The following is an 18,694-nucleotide window of genomic DNA, read 5'->3' on the forward strand; positions in this document are numbered from 1 at the left end:
ATGATGAAGTTTATTCCCATTTCCCTTTTAGCCCTTGTTTTATGCCTGTTCAGCTTCAGTTCATCCGCCCAGGACGCCGTTATTATTGAAGATGGCAACTTCGTTCGGGGTACCATTAAAGGAGCCAGTGCTACTGAAGTGCAGCTGCTGCGTGACGATGATGTGGTACAGAAATTTAAAGCAGCAGACATCAAGGAATTTTTATGGAACGGTGACATCTATATAAGCAAAACCTTGTTGCTGAAAGAAAAGATGGAAACACGCTTTTTGAAAGCGGAAGAAACCGGCGAAATCAACCTGTACTCCTTAGGAAGCTCATCTGTTAAGGAAGGTGAAGAACCAGAACGCCGCGTAAGGGTACGGCCGTCAATTGGCGTAGGTATAGGCTCTGGCGGATATGGTGGCGTTGGTTTTGGTGGTGGTATCATGATCGGTGGCGGGGGAGGCCGTAAAAAGCAGAAGAAAAACCAGGCCATCACTTATTATATAGAGAAACCAGGCAGCGGCCCCATACAGGAAATCCCTTTAACCGGTATGTCAGGTAACAAAACAGAAGCCGTTAAAAATATTTTACTTCAGAAACTAAGTAATGACGAAGATTTGGTAGAGCGCCTGAAAACAACTGAAGATTTCGATGCTAAAAATGTGCAGGCCTTTGTAAAAGCCTACAACGCCACGCAACGTTAACTTACCTGCAGTGGCAGTCGGCCTGGTGATCATTCACCATACCTGTGGCCTGCATATGTGCGTAACAAATCGTCGTCCCAAAGAACTTAAAGCCTCTTTTTTTCATGTCTTTGCTAATCGCATCAGACAGCTCAGAACGGGCAGGCACATCGCCAGGGCCTGATACCTGATTTAAAATGGGCTTACGGTCAGGAAGGTAGCCCCAGATGTAATTGGCAAAAGAACCGAATTCCTGCTGCAAGGCAATAAATAAACGGGCATTGCTAATGGCAGCCTTAATTTTAAGCCGGTTTCTGATGATGCCGGTATCGTTCATTAAACGCTCCTCATCCTGCTCGTTAAAGGCGGCCACTTTGTTCACGTCAAAATCAGCAAAAGCTTTTCTATAGCCCTCCCGGCGACGTAAAATAGTGATCCAGCTTAAACCCGCCTGGGCACCTTCCAGAATTAAAAACTCGAACAGCACCTGGTCATCGGTAACAGGTTTGCCCCACTCCTCATCATGGTACTTCACATATAAAGGATCGGTACCACACCATGCACATCTTTTTAGTACTGCCTCCATTGTTATTGATTTTAAGCTTTTAAATCATCCCAGAATTCTACCGCACGGCGATAGTGAGGGATCACAATAGAGCCACCCACCAGGTTAGCAATCATAAACACTTCGTTCAATTCTTCATCGGTTACCCCTTCGTTAAAACACTTTTCCAGGTGATACTTGATACAATCGTCGCAACGCAACACCATGGAGGCAACCAGGCCTAACATTTCTTTGGTTTTTACATTTAAAGCACCTTCCGCATAGGAAGTGGTGTCTAAAGCAAAAAAACGCTTGATATTGGTATTGGCGGTTTCCATCACCCTTTCGTTCATTTTTGAACGGTAGCCATTAAATTCTTCTACTAATTTTCCCATGTTAATCGGGTGTTAATTTGATATGTTATCCGTATATTATTTATAATTCTACTAAAGGATCCCAAAAATACAGCTTAAAATTTTGCACTTTATTGTCTTTAATGGGGATGCCTTCTTTTTCCAGCAATTGCTCCATCAGTTCGGGTGGGTTAAAATGAAACTTACCCGTAAGCAGTCCTACCCGGTTTACCACCCGAAATGAGGGTACCGGTGGATGAACCGTGCCTGCAAAACGCAGGGCATAACCCACCAGGCGTGATGAACCTCCAGCACCCAGACTTTTAGCGATAGCACCATAGGACGTTACCCTCCCCCTGGGGATGAGCCTGACCAACTCGTAAACCTGATCATAAAAGGACTGTTCCATGGCGCAATTAAAAGCTAAACTAAAGAGAACTGAATGTAATTAATATTTTTATCGTGTTTAAGGTAAATCCGCTCATAATGGGTTTTGATAGACAGCACCTCATCGTAATATGGAGATGTATACAACTGGTCTGTTTTTTTATGGCATACTAAGCCCAGTGCTTCCACAGTATCAACCGTATACTGGTATAAACCATCATTATCTGTCTTTAGATTAATTTTACCCCCTGGTTTTAACAATTGTTTGTACTTGTTTAAGAAACCTGGGAAAGTGAGCCGTTTTTTCTCACGACTTTCCTGTGGCTGTGGATCAGGAAAGGTAATCCAAATTTCATCTACTTCATTTTCACCAAAATAGTCTACAATATCCTCAATCTGTATCCTCAGGAAGGCTAGGTTTTCAATACCCTCATCTACACCAGTCCTTGCACCACGCCAAATCCTATTACCTTTCAGGTCTATGCCAATGAAGTTCTTTTCTGGAAAGAGCCTGGACAGCCCCACTGAATACTCCCCTTTTCCGCAAGCCAATTCTAAAATTAGCGGGTTTTCATTCTTAAAATGTTCCTGCACCCATTTTCCCTTAAGTGCCTTTCCCTCTTCTAATTGATAGACATTTGCAAAGGTGTCTATCTCTGTAAATTTTCTTAATTTGTCCTTACCCACTATTTTTCTTAATTTATGCAAAAATACAATAAATCTACTCACCACCGTAGCCGATTCTTTTGTACTTTTGCTTAAACATTTACACTATTTTGGAAAAAACATCAAAAATCTATATAGCTGGTCACCGTGGAATGGTTGGATCCGCTATACATCGGAAACTAAAGAATGAAGGTTTTACAAAATTGATCACCAGGACTTCTTCGGAACTTGATTTGCGTGACCAACAGGCGGTAAAAGCCTTTTTTGAGCGTGAAAAGCCTGAATATGTGTTTCTGGCTGCTGCTAAAGTAGGCGGAATCATTGCCAATAATACCTACCGGGCAGATTTTCTTTACGAAAACCTGTGCATACAAAATAATGTGATCCATCAGTCGTACTTAAACAACGTCAAAAAACTGATGTTTTTAGGCTCCAGCTGTATTTATCCTAAACTGGCACCACAGCCTTTAAAAGAAGAATACCTGTTAACCGGCGTATTGGAAGAAACCAATGAGCCTTACGCCATAGCTAAGATTGCAGGCATAAAACTTTGTGATGCTTACCGTGATCAATATAACTGCAATTTCGTGTCGGTGATGCCAACCAATTTATATGGTTATAACGATAATTACCACCCAGAGAACTCACACGTTTTACCAGCGTTAATCAGAAAGTTTCATGAAGCGAAAGTTAACGGAACCCCTGAAGTAACCATCTGGGGTTCGGGATCGCCAATGCGCGAATTTCTTTTTGCTGACGACCTGGCTGATGCTTGTTATTTCCTGATGGACGTGTTTAACGAGAGCCACCTGATTAACATTGGTACCGGTGAAGACCTGACCATTAAAGATCTTGCCTTGCTGATTAAAAAGGTGATTGGCTTTGAAGGTGAACTTACTTTTGACAGCAGTAAACCTGATGGCACACCTAGAAAACTGATGGATGTAACCAAACTGCATGGTTTAGGTTGGAAACATAAGGTTAATCTGGAACAAGGTATTGCCCTTGCTTATCAGGATTTCCTGGCAAAACACAGCGAACCGGTTACACAATCTTAAGGACACTAACTTCTTAGCCTATGACCCTGGTACAACTGGAATACATTGTAGCGGTAGATACCTACCGTAGTTTCGTTGGTGCAGCTGAAAAATGCTTTGTTACCCAACCTACCTTAAGCATGCAGGTACAAAAGCTGGAAGAAATGCTCAATGTGAAAATCTTTGACCGCAGCAGGCAACCGGTAATCCCTACCGAAATAGGTGCACAGATTATTGAGCAGGCCCGCATTGTATTACAGGAAAGCCATAAGGTTAAGGAAATTATCAATAGTCAGCAGCAGGACATTGCTGGTGAAATCCGTGTAGGCATTATTCCTACCCTGGCGCCTTACCTGCTTCCGCAGGTGATTGCCTCCATGATGGAGAAATACCCCGGATTGAAGTTAATGATCTGGGAATACACCACCGATGACATTATTCACCACCTCAAAACCGGGGTGTTGGATTGCGGATTACTGGCTACCCCATTGGTTGATGAAGCGATTATGGAAGATCCGCTGTTTTACGAGAACTTCGTGACCTACATCAGCAAGAACAGTAAGTTATTCAAAAAGAAAACGATAGACCCTGATGACCTGGAGTCGGAAAACATGTGGCTGCTCAACGAAAGGCATTGCATGCGTTCGCAGGTGCTTAACATCTGCCGCTCTACGAAAGAAAACAGGCTGCAGGGACTGACCTATAACACGGGCAGTGTAGAAACACTGATCAGGATGGTCGACTTAAACAACGGCGCTACCATTATCCCTGAATTGGCCCTTGCTGATTTGAACGCTAAACAGCTCAGCAAAATCAGGCCTTTCAAAAACCCTGAACCTGTGCGGGAGATTAGTTTGGTGACCCACAAAAACTTTATCAAAAAACGCATGCTGAATGCGTTTAAGGAAGAAATTATGGAAGTGGTGCCGAAGTCCATGAAAACGAAAAAGAAAAAAGATATTATTGGTATATAGGGTCGAAGACCTGTTAAGAAGAAAAAACCTGCCTCATTAATTTGATGGCAGGTTTTTTTGTGTTTGGTCGAAATGAAACTGAACTGCGGCTACCAGGCATGAGGCCGTCCATTAAGGGTCACATCGCCGTCTCCAGGGGGTTGCTTCGGCCAGGGGCGAACCTAAGGCGAAGAGAGGGCGACGAGAGGGCGAAGCAACCCCCTAGAGACCACCCAGAGACAAAGAAACAAACTATCCCTTCAGGTCAGTCGACTTCCCATGCTAAGCACTAAATATTCATCAATAAAAAAGCCGGTCATTTTTCAATGACCGGCTCCTATACTATTATTAAAGCTATATACTAAGCTTTTGCTTTGCTGAAACGGTCAGCAACAGCATCCCAGTTCACTACATTAAAAAATGCAGCGATATAATCTGGACGTTTGTTTTGATATTTTAAGTAGTAAGCATGTTCCCAAACATCCATTCCTAAGATTGGTGTTCCCTGAACTTCAGCTACGTTCATTAAAGGGTTATCCTGGTTAGGTGTAGAAGAAACTACTAATTTACCATCAGCAGCAACACTTAACCAAGCCCATCCTGAACCGAAACGCGTAGCGCCAGCTTCAGCAAACTTTGTTTTAAAGTCTTCAAATGAACCAAAAGCAGCCTTGATTGCTTCTGCTAATTCACCTGAAGGCTCGCCACCTTTGTTTGGCCCGATTACTTCCCAAAATAAAGAGTGGTTAAAATGACCACCACCGTTATTTCTAACTGCAGCAGGAAATTTATCTATGTTTTTAACGATCTCTTCGATGGATTGTGAAGCTTCGGCTTTACCTTCTAAAGCTTTGTTTAAATTGGTAACATAAGCCTGGTGGTGTTTGCCATGGTGAATTTCCATGGTTTGTTTATCGATATGCGGTTCTAATGCATCTGTTGCGTAAGGTAACGCAGGTAATTCAAAAGCCATATAATTATGATTAAGTTTAAAATAATTTATAAACAAATATAACAATCAAAGGTTAACTTTTGTTCAATTCTTTGTCAAGTTAGCCACGCTTGCTGGAAAAGAACCGCGTCATGAGTGCTGCACATTCTGAGGCGAGAACACCTTGTGTCAACGTTGTTTTGGGGTGTAATAAGTGTGTTCCCTTGCTAATAAAGCCCCTTTTCTCTTCTCTGGCACCAAATACAATGCGCGATACCTGCATCCAGTAACTGGCACCGGCACACATCACACAAGGCTCTATAGTAACATATAAAGTGCAATCTTTAAGGTACTTGCCCCCTAATGTCTGACTGGCGGCTGTAAAGGCCTGCATTTCGGCATGTGCCGTGACATCGTTAAGCTGTTCGGTTAAATTATGACCTTTACCTACAACCCTGCCCTTACACACCACAACTGCCCCAATGGGGATCTCCTCTGCATCATAAGCTTTCTGTGCCTCTTGTAAGGCCAGTCGCATGTAATGTTCGTCCGCTTTTACCGGATCTTCTTCTTCTGAAAAATTAAAATACATCTACGCCATTTTTTTGCCGTTCGGCACCCGCCCTTTTAGCGTTGTTAATACAATGGCACCTTGTTCATCTTCAAAACCGGTCACCAGAAATTCAGACATAAACTTGCCTATTTGTTTTTTAGGGAAATTAACTACGCCTACTACTTGTTCGCCTAGCAATTCGTCGGCGGTATATAAAGTAGTGACCTGCGCAGAACTCCACTTAACGCCTAATTCACCGAAATCTACTTTGAGTTTGTAAGCCGGTTTCCTGGCTTCAGGAAAGGCGAGAACTTCTAAAATTGTTCCTGCCCGCAGCTCTACTTTTTCGAAGTCGGACCAGTTTATTTCTTCCATCAGCGTAAAAATACTGCTTTTTTCTACCTTTGCTCCCATGATCGATGTAATACTCAAAAAAGGCAAAGAAAAAGCGGCGCTACAACACCACCCCTGGATGTTTTCGGGTGCAATTGACCGGGTTAAAGGTGAACCGGCAAATGGAGAAGTGGTTACGGTACGTGCAGCAGACAAAGAGTTTCTTGCCTATGGCTATTACAATGCGCAATCGAGGGTTGCCGTGAGACTTTTAGAATGGGATGAAAGCAAGGTGATCGACAAGTCATGGTACCAGGAAAGGCTTCAAAAAGCCATTGCTGCCCGCCAGCATGTGTTGCAAAGCGGGGAAACGAATACTTGCCGACTGGTTTTTAGTGAAGCAGATTTCCTGCCGGGGTTAATTGTAGATAAATATGCCGATTTCCTATCGCTGCAGGTATTAAGTGCCGGCATGGAAACCATTAAAGCTGATATCATTGACATCTTAAGAGAAGAATTACAACCCCTTGGTATTTTCGATAAAAGTGATGCCAATGCACGTACCCATGAGAACCTGGAAGCTACACAAGGTTTACTTTGGGGAGAAATGCCACCTGAGTTTATCGAGGTTAAAGAAAATAATATCCTTTATCATATCAATATCGCCGAAGGGCAAAAGTCGGGATTCTATTGCGACCAGCGCGATAACCGCCGTATACTGGCAGAATATGCATCGGGTAAACAAGTGCTGGACTGTTTTAGCTATAGCGGTGGTTTCACGTTAAATAGCTTAAGCCTGGGTGCGGCACATGTAACCAGTGTAGACAGCTCTGCGCTTGCTTTAGAAACGCTGCAACATAACGTGGTTTTAAACGGCTTTGATCCTGCAAAGCAGGAAAGTATACAGTCGGACGTAAACAAGCAGCTGCGCATCTTTAAAGAGGAAGGAAAGAAGTTTGACATCATTATTCTTGATCCGCCAAAATATGCCCCTTCCAGGTCTGCATTAGACCGAGCGGCACGTGCCTATAAAGATTTAAATCGTATGGGCATGCTCTTGCTGGAAAGCGGTGGTTTAATGGCCACGTTCTCTTGCTCTGGAGCGGTAGATATCGATACCTTCAAACAGATTATTGCCTGGGCAGCTTTAGATGCCGGCAAAGAAGTACAGATCCTAAAACAGTTTAACCAACCAGAAGATCACCCGGTCAGGATTTCCTTTTCTGAAGGCGAATACCTGAAAGGGCTGTTAATTAGGGTATTGTAATTTCGTCATGATCTTCGGGGAGTTGATCATACTCCCCTTTCATGGCATAATAGCCAAAAATGACCAGTCCGGCACTGATGGGAATAAAAATAAACAGGATAATGCCCCATTGAAGGGCTGTATTTGTTTTGTCGACACCTTCTGCGGCCAACCCCACCTTTTCAATGGCCTGCAACAGCAGGAAAATGATGGATATCGGAGCCAATAACATCCAGACGATACCCAATGCTTTTTTCATTTTGTTCATGATACGTTGATTTTTTCAGGTTGAACAGCTTCTTCGTGTTCTACTTCGCCATGATCTGGTTTTTTATTGGACAGGTAGATGGCGCCGATGACAAAACTTAATGCGGCAATACCTATTGGATACCATAAACCCGACAATGGATTGGAACCAGCAAAACTGGCAATTAAGGTAGCAATGAATGGCACTAAGCCTCCAAAAACGCCATTACCCACATGGTAAGGCAAAGACATGGAAGTGTACCTGATTTTAGTTGGAAACAGTTCTACTAAAAAAGCAGCAATAGGGCCATACACCATGGTCACCAGCAGAATCTGGAAGAAGATTAAAGCAATAAATTTCCAGAAAACACCAGTACTTAGTTTTTTATCGATATGCGTATCAGGATGAAGCTCATTAGCTTTAGCCGGATCGGTAAACTTGGTATGTGACTGTATTTGCGTAAACGATGCTCCACTTAACAGGTTAACCCTGAAAGAGGTGGTAATTAAACTGTCTGTACTGGCACCAATAGCTGCACGGGTGATTACCGGGGCGCTGGTGTCAAGAATATCAGCCTGGGTGATTTTTGACACATCGGTATCATCAAGAAACACCTGGTATATTGGCCGGTAGAAAATGACACCTAAGAGCATGCCGGTGAGCATGATCCATTTGCGCCCTACCCGATCACTCCAGGATCCGAAAATAACAAAGAACGGTGTAGCAAAGGCAATACCCCAGAGCAGGATATACCGGGAGTCGTTAAAATCTACTTTACAGGTGTTTTCCAGGAAGGACTGCGCATAGAACTGCCCAGTGTACCAGATGACACCCTGCCCCATGGTGGCACCAAATAAGGCAAGCAACACCATTTTAAAGTTTCCTTTTTTACTAAAACTGTCCTTTAACGGGTTTTTAGAGACTTTACCTTCTGCCTTAAGTTTACTGAACATAGGCGATTCATGCATTTTCATCCTGATATAGATGGACACGCCAACTAATAAAATGGATAATAAAAAAGGAATGCGCCAGCCCCAGCTCGCAAAATCTTCAGCACCCAGCATATTTTTCGTTAGTACAATGACCCCGATGGAAAGGAATAAGCCCCCTGTAGCAGTGGTCTGGATCCAGCTGGTAAAAAAGCCGCGCTTGTTGGCAGGTGCATGTTCAGCAACATAGGTTGCTGCCCCACCATATTCGCCACCTAAGGCTAAACCTTGTACTAATCGCAATATAAGCACCAATATTGGGGCTGCATAACCGATACTTGAATAGGAAGGAATGAGGCCTATTAAAAAGGTGGAACCACCCATTAATACGAGCGTGAGTAAAAAGGTGTGTTTTCGCCCGATGAGATCACCTAAACGGCCAAAGACCAGTGCTCCAAAGGGCCTGACGATAAAACCTGCGGCAAAGATGGCCAGGGTATTGATCAGGGCCGAGGCCCCAGCATCTGCGGGAAACAATTGTGTCCCAATAACCATGGCCAGGCTACCAAATATGTAGAAATCGTACCATTCAATTAAGGTGCCCAGGGAGGATGCACCGATGACTTTAAAAATGTTATTCTTTTCAGGGGCTATACTCATCGTACGTTAAGGAAATATTTGGCTTCGAAAATAAATCTACAATTTATTATGAATTAAACGCAAATACTTTAGCCTTAATGTACAGAAAACTATAACTCTTCTTTAAAGAATACTTTGTAGTAATTCATAGATCGGTCATCGTCGAAGCCTTTCTCTATCAGCTCTTTATTGCCATGGATATAAATGTGGAAGTTTTTATCGAGCTTAATAATGCTCTTAAATGCTTTGGCTTGCTTTTTTACTGCCGCCTCAGAGATGTCAAAGTTATCAGCAATACTGGTGTCGTATTCTTCCTCATAGCTTTTTTTAAAGTTTTTAAAAGAAGCAATGCCTTCTTCGTTGGCAATCACTTCATTAGAAAACTCATCGATATCAAAGGTCTCTTTGTCTTTAAAATACTTCATCGACTTATTCAACAGGTCAATCTTGTCGGCTTTGGAGATCTCGAAGTCTTCATCTAGTTTCTGGGTCACGAATTCCTTATAAACGCCCAGTACATTGTTGGTCTGGTTGTAGTTGTCGTTCCTGATTTTAAGTTTCAGGAATTCATCTTTCCAGTATACCGCTTCGGCGCTACGGTTGGTTTGATCGATCACCGCTACTTTATAGCCTTCTTCTTTCTCGCAGTTAATGATCAGGCAGCCTTTGTCTAGTTTGCTGATGTTAATCGCATCCTGCTCATAACTCACGCCAAAACCGGCATTTTCAGGGTATACTTTGAGGTAGGTTTCCTTGTTTTCAGACTTGAATATCCCAATGGCATCGTGAGTCTCCCCTTCAATTTGTACGTTTTCAACATAGGCTACGTAAAGCTCTCCTGATTTTATTTTCGGGTGACTGGAAACTTCGTAGAGGTATTTAGCCAGTTGCTGACTGTTCTCATGGAAGTTGCCGCCTTTTTCGAAGATGGCTTCAGCAAAGTGATACACTTCATTCAGGTTTAGATCATCATTGGGATGAAAAAAACGGTAAATCTCGTTCACCTTTAGGTAAGGACTTAGGAAGTATTGCAGTAAGAGTTCTTTTAATTGTTCATCGGCCAGGACAAGTGATTCATCAGAAAGGACATAAAACTCATCAGCTGACTTGTTGCCGATTCTATGGATGGAAAGTTCTGCCAGGGAGGCTTCGAAAAATGAGATCATAAAAAAAGTACTTCTGCCGTTAGGTAAACGGCAAAAGTACTTTTCCTAATTGACTAGCACCAATAAATTAAACCTTATTTTCTTTCGGAGTGTCTCTAAGCGCCACTGGTTTTTTATTTTTCTTCGACATTTTAAGGTTAAGCATTTCAACCAGGATTGAGAAGGCCATGGCGAAATAGATATAACCTTTTGGAATATGCTGATCGAAACCTTCTGCTAACAGGGAAACACCAATGAGCAATAAGAACGATAAAGCCAGCATTTTAACCGTTGGGTGATTGTTTACAAAATTACTAATGGCATCAGCAGAGATCATCATAATAATTACCGCAATAATTACTGCTGCAATCATAATTTCTACATGGTCTGCCATCCCTACCGCCGTAATTACGGAGTCTAAAGAGAAAACAATGTCCAACAATAGAATTTGAGTGATGACACCACTAAAAGTATGCACTTTTGGTGTTCCCCCTTCTTCTTCTTCACCTTCTAACTTTAAGTGAATCTCATGGGTACTTTTATAGATCAGGAATAAACCACCAAAGATCAGGATCAGGTCTCTTCCAGAAATCGCCAGTTTACTCAACAGTTCTGAATCGCTTAAATTAAACCAGGAACCAATGTTAAAGATGTTTGAGGTTAAACTCATCACCCAGCTTAACGAAAGTAAGAGTAACACCCTGGTCACCATGGCTAATGCCAAGCCTATTTTTCTGGCTCTTTTTTGCTGGTCAGCCGGTAATTTGGAGGACAGGATGGAGATGAAAATAATGTTATCAATACCTAGAACTATTTCTAGGAGGGTAAGCGTAAGCAGGGAAATCCACGCTGCGGGGTTACTCAATAATTCGATCATGTTTTTTTAGAAATATGGAACTAAAGATATAAAAAGCGCGCCAAACTTTTAGCCCCTTGCATGGATATGGGAATAAAATGAATATTTTTGCAACTTAACGATACAAAAATGCTAAGAACAACGACTTGCGGCGCTTTAACGATAGAAAATCTTGGAGAGAATGTCATTCTCTGTGGTTGGGTACAAAAATCCAGGGACCTGGGTGGAATGACTTTTATTGACGTACGCGACCGCTATGGAATTACCCAGTTAGTTTTTAATATGGACGATAACCAGGAACTGTGCGAAGCAGCAAGAAAACTGGGTCGTGAGTTTGTGATTAAGGCTACCGGAACTGTAGTAGAACGTTCCAATAAAAATGCAAAAATGTCTACAGGTGATGTAGAAATCAAAATATCAGACCTTGAAGTGCTTAATGCTTCAAAAATACCTCCTTTTTTAATTGAGGATGAAACGGATGGCGGCGATGACCTTCGCATGAAATACCGTTACCTAGATTTAAGAAGAACGCCTGTACGTAACAACATGATTCTGCGCCACCGCATGGCCCAGGCAGTAAGACGTTACCTGGACGGACTTGATTTTATTGAAGTGGAAACACCGGTATTGATCAAATCTACACCTGAAGGTGCACGTGATTTCGTGGTACCAAGCAGAATGAATGCAGGGGAGTTCTACGCCTTGCCACAATCGCCACAAACTTTCAAACAGTTGCTGATGGTGTCTGGCTTTGACCGCTATTTCCAAATTGTAAAGTGCTTTAGAGATGAAGACTTACGTGCAGACAGGCAGCCAGAGTTTACACAAATCGACTGTGAAATGTCTTTCATTGAACAAGAAGACATCTTAAATACCTTTGAAGGCTTGATTCGCACCTTGTTTAAAGACATTAAGGGTATTGACCTTCCGGAGGTGCCAAGAATGCAATATGCTGATGCCATGCGCTTGTATGGTTCTGATAAACCAGATACCCGTTTTGACATGCAGTTTGTTGATTTAACGGCTACGGTGAAAGGCCATAACTTCCCTGTTTTTGAACAGGCAGAATTGGTAATCGGAATTAATGCAAAAGGCTGTTCAAGTTACACCCGCAAACAGGTGGATGAATTAACAGACTTTATCAAACGTCCACAAATTGGTGCAACAGGTTTAATTTATTGTAGACACAATGGTGACGGCACGTTAAAATCATCGGTTGATAAATTTTACAGTGAAGAAGAGCTTGCCAAATGGTCGGCCGCTTTAGGGTCACAACCCGGCGACCTAATGTTAATCATGGCAGGCAGCACGGATAAAGTACGCAAACAATTAAGTGAGCTGCGTTTAGAAATGGGCAACCGTTTAGGCCTACGCAATAAAGATGTTTACAGTGCCCTGTGGGTACTTGATTTCCCACTATTGGAATGGGATGAGGAATCAGAACGTTATCATGCCATGCACCATCCATTTACCTCACCGAAACCTGAAGATATCGCGTTGTTAGACACGAATCCGGGAGAAGTAAGGGCTAACGCCTATGATATGGTTGTTAATGGAACGGAAATCGGTGGAGGTTCTATCCGGATACATGATCGGACATTGCAGGCCTTAATGTTTAAACATTTAGGCTTTTCACCAGAGGAAGCGCAGAAACAATTCGGCTTTTTAATGGATGCCTTTGAATTTGGCGCACCACCACATGGCGGTATTGCCTTTGGTTTTGACCGCTTGTGCTCTATTTTTGCAGGTTTAGATAGCATCAGAGATGTGATTGCATTCCCTAAAAATAACTCAGGCAGAGATGTAATGATCGATAGCCCTTCAACCATCGATGATAAACAATTGAAAGAACTGAAAATAAAAACAACGGTCTAAGCTGACCATACTACATAAAAAAACGTCTGTTAATTAGCTTAACAGACGTTTTTTTATGTCTTTATTTTTAAAAGGTTTCACTATCAGGAGGAATACCGTAATCTACCTGCATATTCCTTTTACTTGGCTTTTTAGATTTGTTAAACCAGCCTTTTACAGATGTAAAAATTGATGACAAATGTTCTGCGTCAAGACTTTTACCCATTTTACTGGTGGCTAAACCAACCAAAGCTTTGGTCATAAAACCTGATCCCCTGAATAAAGTGCTGTTCATGATGATTGGCAGAACCAATGACATCAGTTTGCTGCTTACATTCAGTTTCTCGTCAACTTTCATGAAGGAAGAAGGCGTCGCATACTTTTTAAATAAGTTAACAATTGAATATTGCCTAACATACAGCCTGGTATTCTGTTTCAACATATCTTCCTGCATCATGTAGCCAGATTTCAGGGCAAATAAGTGAGCTTGCAACTCTTCCAGGTTTTTAATATTATATCTTTTGCTCATCTTCCTTGTCCGCTAATTTATTAAAATACGTTCTGATCGCCAGGTTGATAATCCCCTTCTCTATATATTTATCTTTCGTTAAATAAACCACAATGGCAATGGCAAGGTATATTAAAGATACACAACCGAAGCCCCTGGTATAGCTACCCAACACATCTGATAAAAACAATGCAAGGGTAACTGTTCCAAACAAAAAAGCTAAAGCAAAACAAATCACGACAACAGAACTGGTAATAAGGTTGGCTACAGCACGTGACACTTTTTCTACCATAGAAAGCCTCACATATTCGATGCGGGCATCCAGGTAAGTCCTTGCGTCGGAGAAGAGATCTTCGATGTTTTTTTCTTTATTTTCCTGCATTGTTATTTAGTTTAGCATTAATTATGCGTGTTCTGTTTCATCAGCATAAGCATCTGCTTCATGGCTTATTTTACTTTTAACTGTACTTACTACTTTATCTTTTAAGTTAGCAAGGTTGTTAATTTCATCAGCTGCTTTATCTTTTATAGAATCGCCAAGGTCTTTTAAAGACTGACTTAACCTGTCGCGGGTATCCGTACCTTTTTCTGGTGCTAACAATAAACCTAAGGCTGCTCCTGCAGCTAAACCGGCTAATAACCCAATTAATACTTTTGAATTGTCATTCATAACATTTAGATTTTTTTATAAAACATTAAACAATAGGATATGGAATAATGCGCTTCGGTATTACAACTCATCCTCTGCTGGAATTGTTTTAATTCTTTCTAATCTTTCCGACGCCAATGCGCTTGTTTCGTAGATTCGGATCAATAAAATGAAGTAAGACAAAAGCAACGGACCGAATACTAAGCCTAATATTCCAAATAAAGGTATACCAATAACTACGCCAATTACTGTAATAATAGGGTGAATATTTCCAACTTTCTTGGCAATAATAAATCGGAGAACATTATCGATATTAATAATGACGACAAAACCGATGGCTAACATCACATAACCACCTACGGCATTACCATTGGCAATTTGTAACAGGGCAGCCGGCACAAAAATTACTGGTGGACCTAATACCGGTACAAAACTGACAAAAGTGGTGATGACGCCCCAAAACAGGGGGTCGGTATACCCCAGGGCGTAAAAACATAAACTGACCAATGAGCCCTGAACCAGGCTGATAAAACCTTGGCCAACCACATTGGCATAGGTTGTATTTCGCATTTCCTCAGCAAAACGCAGCGCATTCTGCTCCCGGAAAGGGGCATACTTCACCAGCGCGTTTTCAAATGTTTCATGCTCTACCAGCATAAAATAAAGCAGGAAGTACATGAGTAGTAACCCCAAAACAATATTAAATGCGCCAGAGATCAAGGAAGGGAACAATTCTGCCGCCCAGGTGCCCATTTTCTTTATGCCTTCTTCTATTAAATTCTGCACCTCTGCCCCTACAGGAACCAGGTGTTTAATTTTAAAAAGCAGGTTTTTATAATAAATATGATCGCTTTGTAACTCAGCAATTTTGGTAATAACCATACTGCTCAACCCATAAAAGGGCAACACAATAACCACTATGGAAGTGAGTAAGAGTAATACAGCGGTAAGCCGGGCGTTCCACCTTTTGACTTCAACGAGGTATAAATAACCCGGACGAAGGATGGTATATAAGACCAGTGTACTTAATATAGAGCCAAAAATCCCTTGTAGGGAGAACGCAATGAGGCAGCCTAAGGCAACAATAATCACTAATGTGATATTATTGCGCTGTTTATAAGAAAATATAGACATGATTGGGAGTTTGTGCTGGCTAGCTATATTCAATAATTTTGCCAATAAGCCATGTTGGACTATTTACCCTTAAATACTGGTTTTCTTTTTTCCATAAAAGCAGTAACGCCTTCTTTGAAATCTTCGGTATTAAAGCAATTGCCAAAGGCACGGATCTCTACCTCGTATCCATTTAATTGTGGGTCGGTAGCGGCATTAACGGCCACAATAGCATTTGCTACAGCAAGTGGTGCCCTTGTTATAATTTTTGATAGTAGCTCAAGGGCTTTGGCTTGCAGTTCCTCTCTGGCAACCACGTGGTTGACCAAGCCTATTTCCGCAGCCCGTTCTGCCGTAATCATATCTGCCGTGGCAATAATTTCGAAGGCATGACCTTTCCCTACCAGTTGTGTCAACCGTTGTGTTCCACCGTATCCTGGAATCAGCCCCAGGCTCACTTCTGGTAAACCCAGCTTAGCACCACTTACAGCAATGCGGATATGACAGGCCATGGCTAACTCTAAACCCCCACCAAGTGCAAAGCCATTAATGGCTGCGATAACTGGTTTCGGACAGTTTTCTATGGCATCAAAGACATTAGCCTGTCCTTGAAGCGCCAATTGCTCTCCCTGCTCGGCATTGAAACTGGAGAATTCAGAGATATCTGCTCCGGCAACAAAAGCTTTCTCGCCAGCGCCTGTCAACAATACTCCACGTACATTTTCATTGGAAGCTGCAAATGAAATGGCATCAGCCAGTTCAGCAAGCGTTTCCTTGTTCAAGGCATTGAGCTTTGACTCCCGGTTGATGGTCAGGTGCAATACCTGGTCCTTAATTTCTGATAATAGGTTGTTATACGTCATGCTTAAAAATTTCTATGTTCGGAAGCCCAGTTATTGATATAATCTACAATAGATACCATGGTGGTTCCGGGAGCAAACAACTCACCCACACCCATCTCTTTTAATTTTAACATATCCTGTTCCGGAATAATTCCGCCGCCGGTTAACAACACCTTGTCCAAACCTTTCTCCTTCATTACCGCTATGATTTTAGGGAAGACCGTCATATGAGCACCGGAGAGTATAGAGATACCTATGGCATCAACATCCTCCTGCAGGGCAGTATTAACCACCATTTCGGGCGTTTGCCTTAATCCGGTGTAGATAACCTCCATGCCTGCATCACGCAGAGAAGTGGCAATTACCTTTGCCCCGCGGTCATGACCATCTAGTCCTACTTTAGCCACTAAAACACGGATAGGTCTGTTTAATGTATTGCTCATAAATATGGTAATTGTAATCAGTAAAAGTAAGTAAATTAGCGGTTTTATGTTAACTTTGACGACTAAATTTACAGTTTTTATGAGTGAGGAAAAATCATTGAACTTTATTGAGGAGATCATTGAAAACGATTTAAAAAGCGGGAAATATAAAACTTTAATTACACGCTTTCCACCAGAACCTAACGGATACCTGCACATTGGACATGCCAAGGCCATCTGTCTTAACTTTGGATTAACCCAGAAATACGGGGGTTATACTAACCTGAGATTTGACGACACCAACCCGGTGACGGAGAAAACGGAATATGTCGACAGTCAGCAGGAAGATATTAAATGGCTTGGATTTGAGTGGAAAAACGAATTATATACCTCTGATTATTTCGATACCTTATTTGATTTCGCTGTAACGCTTATTCATAAAGGATTGGCTTATGTAGACCATGGTACTGCAGAAGAAATCGCTACTTTAAAGGGCACACCCACAACGCCAGGAAAGGATAGCCCTTACCGCAACCGCAGTGTGGAGGAAAACCTGGATCTATTTAACCGCATGAAAAATGGTGAGTTTGAAGATGGTGCCTGTATTCTACGTGCTAAAATCGATATGAACAGTCCGAATATGCTTATGCGCGATCCTATCATTTATAGGATTAAACATGCGGAGCATCACCGTACTGGTAATCAATGGTGCATTTATCCGATGTATGATTTTGCACACGGGCAAAGCGACAGTATTGAAGAAATTACCCACTCGATTTGTACATTAGAATATGTGTCGCACCGCGAGCTGTATAACTGGTTTATTGAGCAGTTAGAAATTTTTCCGTCGCAACAGTATGAAATGGCCCGTTTAAACCTCACCTACACCGTGATGAGTAAGCGTAAACTGCTGCAACTGGTTAATGAAGGTATTGTCACTTCATGGGATGATCCGCGTATGCCTACGATTAGTGGTTTAAGGCGCCGTGGCTATACCCCGGAGAGCATCAGGGAGTTTTGTGAACGTATTGGGGTTGCTAAAAGAGAAAACCTGATTGAATTAAGTCTCCTGGAGTTTTGCGTAAGAGAACACCTGAATAAAATTGCTAACCGGGTAATGGCTGTGCTGGATCCTATTAAAATGGTCATTACTAATTTCCCAGCTGGAGAAACAGAAATTCTGATTGGTGAAAACAATCCGGAAGCAGAAGACAAAGGTGGAAACCGGGAAATTCCTTTCAGCAACGAATTATGGATTGAACGTGAAGATTTCATGGAAGTTCCCGCCAAGAAGTGGTTCCGATTAGCTCCGGGCGCTGTAGTTCGTTTAAAACATGCCTACATTGTACAATGTGATGATTTTGTGAAAGATGAGCATGGAAACGTGACGGAAATCCACTGTACTTACCTTCCAAACTCTAAGAGCGGTGAGGATACCAGTGGTGTTAACGTGAAAGGCACGATACACTGGGTGAGTAAAGCGCATGCGAAAACAGCAGAGATAAGAAGTTACGATCGTTTATTCAGTGTAGAATCTCCTGATAGCGAAGAAGGTGATTTTAAAGATTACCTGAACCCAAATAGTATGGAAGTGATTACTAATGCCTATATAGAGCCTTGGTTAGCCAACGCATCGAAAGCAGAACGTTACCAGTTTATCCGCAAAGGATATTACAGCCTGGATACCGATTCTACACCAGCGCACCTGATATTCAACCGTACGGTTGGCTTGAAAGACGCCTGGGCAAAAGCGAAAAAATAAGAGCAACAAAAAACGCCTTCCCATTTCCGGAAGGCGTTTTTTATACCTGTGTTTTTCGC

At 42.1% G+C, this 18,694-nt stretch carries 23 protein-coding genes; 6 read left to right on the plus strand and 17 right to left on the minus strand.

Annotation, left to right across the window (positions count from 1 at the left end):
* Entirely contained in the window at positions 1-687 is a 687-nt protein-coding gene (locus tag IWX76_RS06725) for a hypothetical protein (protein WP_334641407.1), read from the plus strand.
* Between the two features lies 1 nt (position 688).
* Here the strand turns inward: IWX76_RS06725 and IWX76_RS06730 are convergent, their stop codons facing one another.
* The 4 genes from IWX76_RS06730 to trmB are packed head-to-tail and all read right to left on the minus strand — an operon-like array spanning position 689 to position 2,637.
* The gene (locus IWX76_RS06730) at positions 689-1,252 is read right to left on the minus strand and encodes a DNA-3-methyladenine glycosylase I (RefSeq protein WP_196859147.1); all 564 of its coding nucleotides are present in this window, start codon (positions 1,250-1,252) and stop codon (positions 689-691) included.
* 11 nt (positions 1,253-1,263) lie between these two features.
* Positions 1,264-1,605 carry a carboxymuconolactone decarboxylase family protein gene (locus IWX76_RS06735; protein WP_196859148.1) on the minus strand — a complete coding sequence of 114 codons (342 nt, stop codon included), beginning with the start codon at positions 1,603-1,605 and terminating at the stop codon, positions 1,264-1,266.
* Between the two features lie 40 nt (positions 1,606-1,645).
* Positions 1,646-1,972 carry an MGMT family protein gene (locus tag IWX76_RS06740; protein WP_196859149.1) on the minus strand — a complete coding sequence of 109 codons (327 nt, stop codon included), beginning with the start codon at positions 1,970-1,972 and terminating at the stop codon, positions 1,646-1,648.
* A 14-nt stretch (positions 1,973-1,986) separates the two neighbouring features.
* Positions 1,987-2,637: a tRNA (guanosine(46)-N7)-methyltransferase TrmB gene (gene trmB / locus IWX76_RS06745; RefSeq protein WP_196860016.1), complete on the minus strand. Its 651-nt coding sequence runs from the start codon at positions 2,635-2,637 to the stop codon at positions 1,987-1,989.
* Positions 2,638-2,726: 89 nt separating this feature from the next.
* On the opposite strand from trmB, the gene fcl reads away from it, so the two are divergent.
* A complete protein-coding gene (fcl, locus tag IWX76_RS06750) occupies positions 2,727-3,674 on the plus strand; it encodes a GDP-L-fucose synthase (RefSeq protein ID WP_196859150.1) in 948 nt (315 codons plus the stop codon).
* A 20-nt stretch (positions 3,675-3,694) separates the two neighbouring features.
* The gene (locus tag IWX76_RS06755) at positions 3,695-4,627 is read left to right on the plus strand and encodes a hydrogen peroxide-inducible genes activator (RefSeq protein ID WP_196859151.1); all 933 of its coding nucleotides are present in this window, start codon (positions 3,695-3,697) and stop codon (positions 4,625-4,627) included.
* 340 nt (positions 4,628-4,967) lie between these two features.
* On the opposite strand, the gene IWX76_RS06760 is transcribed toward IWX76_RS06755, so the two are convergent.
* The 3 genes from IWX76_RS06760 to IWX76_RS06770 form a co-directional block, all read right to left on the minus strand.
* Positions 4,968-5,579: a superoxide dismutase gene (locus IWX76_RS06760; RefSeq protein WP_196859152.1), complete on the minus strand. Its 612-nt coding sequence runs from the start codon at positions 5,577-5,579 to the stop codon at positions 4,968-4,970.
* Positions 5,580-5,658: 79 nt separating this feature from the next.
* Positions 5,659-6,129: a nucleoside deaminase gene (locus IWX76_RS06765; protein WP_196859153.1), complete on the minus strand. Its 471-nt coding sequence runs from the start codon at positions 6,127-6,129 to the stop codon at positions 5,659-5,661.
* Complete coding sequence (locus tag IWX76_RS06770) at positions 6,130-6,465, minus strand: tRNA-binding protein (RefSeq protein WP_196860017.1); 336 nt, start codon at positions 6,463-6,465, stop codon at positions 6,130-6,132.
* 37 nt (positions 6,466-6,502) lie between these two features.
* On the opposite strand from IWX76_RS06770, the gene IWX76_RS06775 reads away from it, so the two are divergent.
* Complete coding sequence (locus IWX76_RS06775; RefSeq protein WP_196859154.1) at positions 6,503-7,690, plus strand: class I SAM-dependent rRNA methyltransferase; 1,188 nt, start codon at positions 6,503-6,505, stop codon at positions 7,688-7,690.
* Here IWX76_RS06775 and IWX76_RS06780 read toward each other — a convergent pair.
* The 4 genes from IWX76_RS06780 to IWX76_RS06795 form a co-directional block, all read right to left on the minus strand.
* Positions 7,677-7,937: a DUF6814 family protein gene (locus tag IWX76_RS06780; RefSeq protein WP_196859155.1), complete on the minus strand. Its 261-nt coding sequence runs from the start codon at positions 7,935-7,937 to the stop codon at positions 7,677-7,679. The genes IWX76_RS06775 and IWX76_RS06780 overlap by 14 nt on opposite strands.
* Positions 7,934-9,505, minus strand: a complete 1,572-nt coding sequence (locus tag IWX76_RS06785; protein ID WP_196859156.1) for an MFS transporter — start codon at positions 9,503-9,505, stop codon at positions 7,934-7,936. The genes IWX76_RS06780 and IWX76_RS06785 overlap by 4 nt, the downstream gene beginning before the upstream one ends.
* A gap of 89 nt (positions 9,506-9,594) precedes the next feature.
* The gene (locus IWX76_RS06790) at positions 9,595-10,650 is read right to left on the minus strand and encodes a nucleoid-associated protein (protein ID WP_196859157.1); all 1,056 of its coding nucleotides are present in this window, start codon (positions 10,648-10,650) and stop codon (positions 9,595-9,597) included.
* Between the two features lie 67 nt (positions 10,651-10,717).
* Positions 10,718-11,506: a TerC family protein gene (locus tag IWX76_RS06795; protein ID WP_334641409.1), complete on the minus strand. Its 789-nt coding sequence runs from the start codon at positions 11,504-11,506 to the stop codon at positions 10,718-10,720.
* Positions 11,507-11,614: 108 nt separating this feature from the next.
* On the opposite strand from IWX76_RS06795, the gene aspS reads away from it, so the two are divergent.
* Entirely contained in the window at positions 11,615-13,360 is a 1,746-nt protein-coding gene (aspS, locus tag IWX76_RS06800) for an aspartate--tRNA ligase (RefSeq protein WP_196859158.1), read from the plus strand.
* 67 nt (positions 13,361-13,427) lie between these two features.
* Here the strand turns inward: aspS and IWX76_RS06805 are convergent, their stop codons facing one another.
* The 6 genes from IWX76_RS06805 to IWX76_RS06830 are packed head-to-tail and all read right to left on the minus strand — an operon-like array spanning position 13,428 to position 16,894.
* On the minus strand, positions 13,428-13,868 hold the full coding sequence (locus IWX76_RS06805) for a hypothetical protein (RefSeq protein ID WP_196859159.1): 441 nt from the start codon (positions 13,866-13,868) through the stop codon (positions 13,428-13,430).
* On the minus strand, positions 13,852-14,229 hold the full coding sequence (locus IWX76_RS06810; RefSeq protein WP_196859160.1) for a phage holin family protein: 378 nt from the start codon (positions 14,227-14,229) through the stop codon (positions 13,852-13,854). The genes IWX76_RS06805 and IWX76_RS06810 overlap by 17 nt, the downstream gene beginning before the upstream one ends.
* A 21-nt stretch (positions 14,230-14,250) precedes the next feature.
* Positions 14,251-14,517: a YtxH domain-containing protein gene (locus IWX76_RS06815; protein WP_196859161.1), complete on the minus strand. Its 267-nt coding sequence runs from the start codon at positions 14,515-14,517 to the stop codon at positions 14,251-14,253.
* 60 nt (positions 14,518-14,577) lie between these two features.
* On the minus strand, positions 14,578-15,630 hold the full coding sequence (locus IWX76_RS06820; protein ID WP_196859162.1) for an AI-2E family transporter: 1,053 nt from the start codon (positions 15,628-15,630) through the stop codon (positions 14,578-14,580).
* A 59-nt stretch (positions 15,631-15,689) separates the two neighbouring features.
* The gene (locus IWX76_RS06825; protein ID WP_196859163.1) at positions 15,690-16,472 is read right to left on the minus strand and encodes an enoyl-CoA hydratase/isomerase family protein; all 783 of its coding nucleotides are present in this window, start codon (positions 16,470-16,472) and stop codon (positions 15,690-15,692) included.
* Between the two features lie 2 nt (positions 16,473-16,474).
* Positions 16,475-16,894: a cobalamin B12-binding domain-containing protein gene (locus tag IWX76_RS06830; protein ID WP_196859164.1), complete on the minus strand. Its 420-nt coding sequence runs from the start codon at positions 16,892-16,894 to the stop codon at positions 16,475-16,477.
* Between the two features lie 79 nt (positions 16,895-16,973).
* Between IWX76_RS06830 and IWX76_RS06835 the strand changes: the two genes are divergently transcribed.
* The gene (locus tag IWX76_RS06835) at positions 16,974-18,635 is read left to right on the plus strand and encodes a glutamine--tRNA ligase/YqeY domain fusion protein (RefSeq protein ID WP_196859165.1); all 1,662 of its coding nucleotides are present in this window, start codon (positions 16,974-16,976) and stop codon (positions 18,633-18,635) included.
* Positions 18,636-18,694 lie beyond the last annotated feature (59 nt).

The organism is Pedobacter sp. CAN_A7 (assembly GCF_015752175.1).
Lineage (GTDB): Bacteria > Bacteroidota > Bacteroidia > Sphingobacteriales > Sphingobacteriaceae > Pedobacter.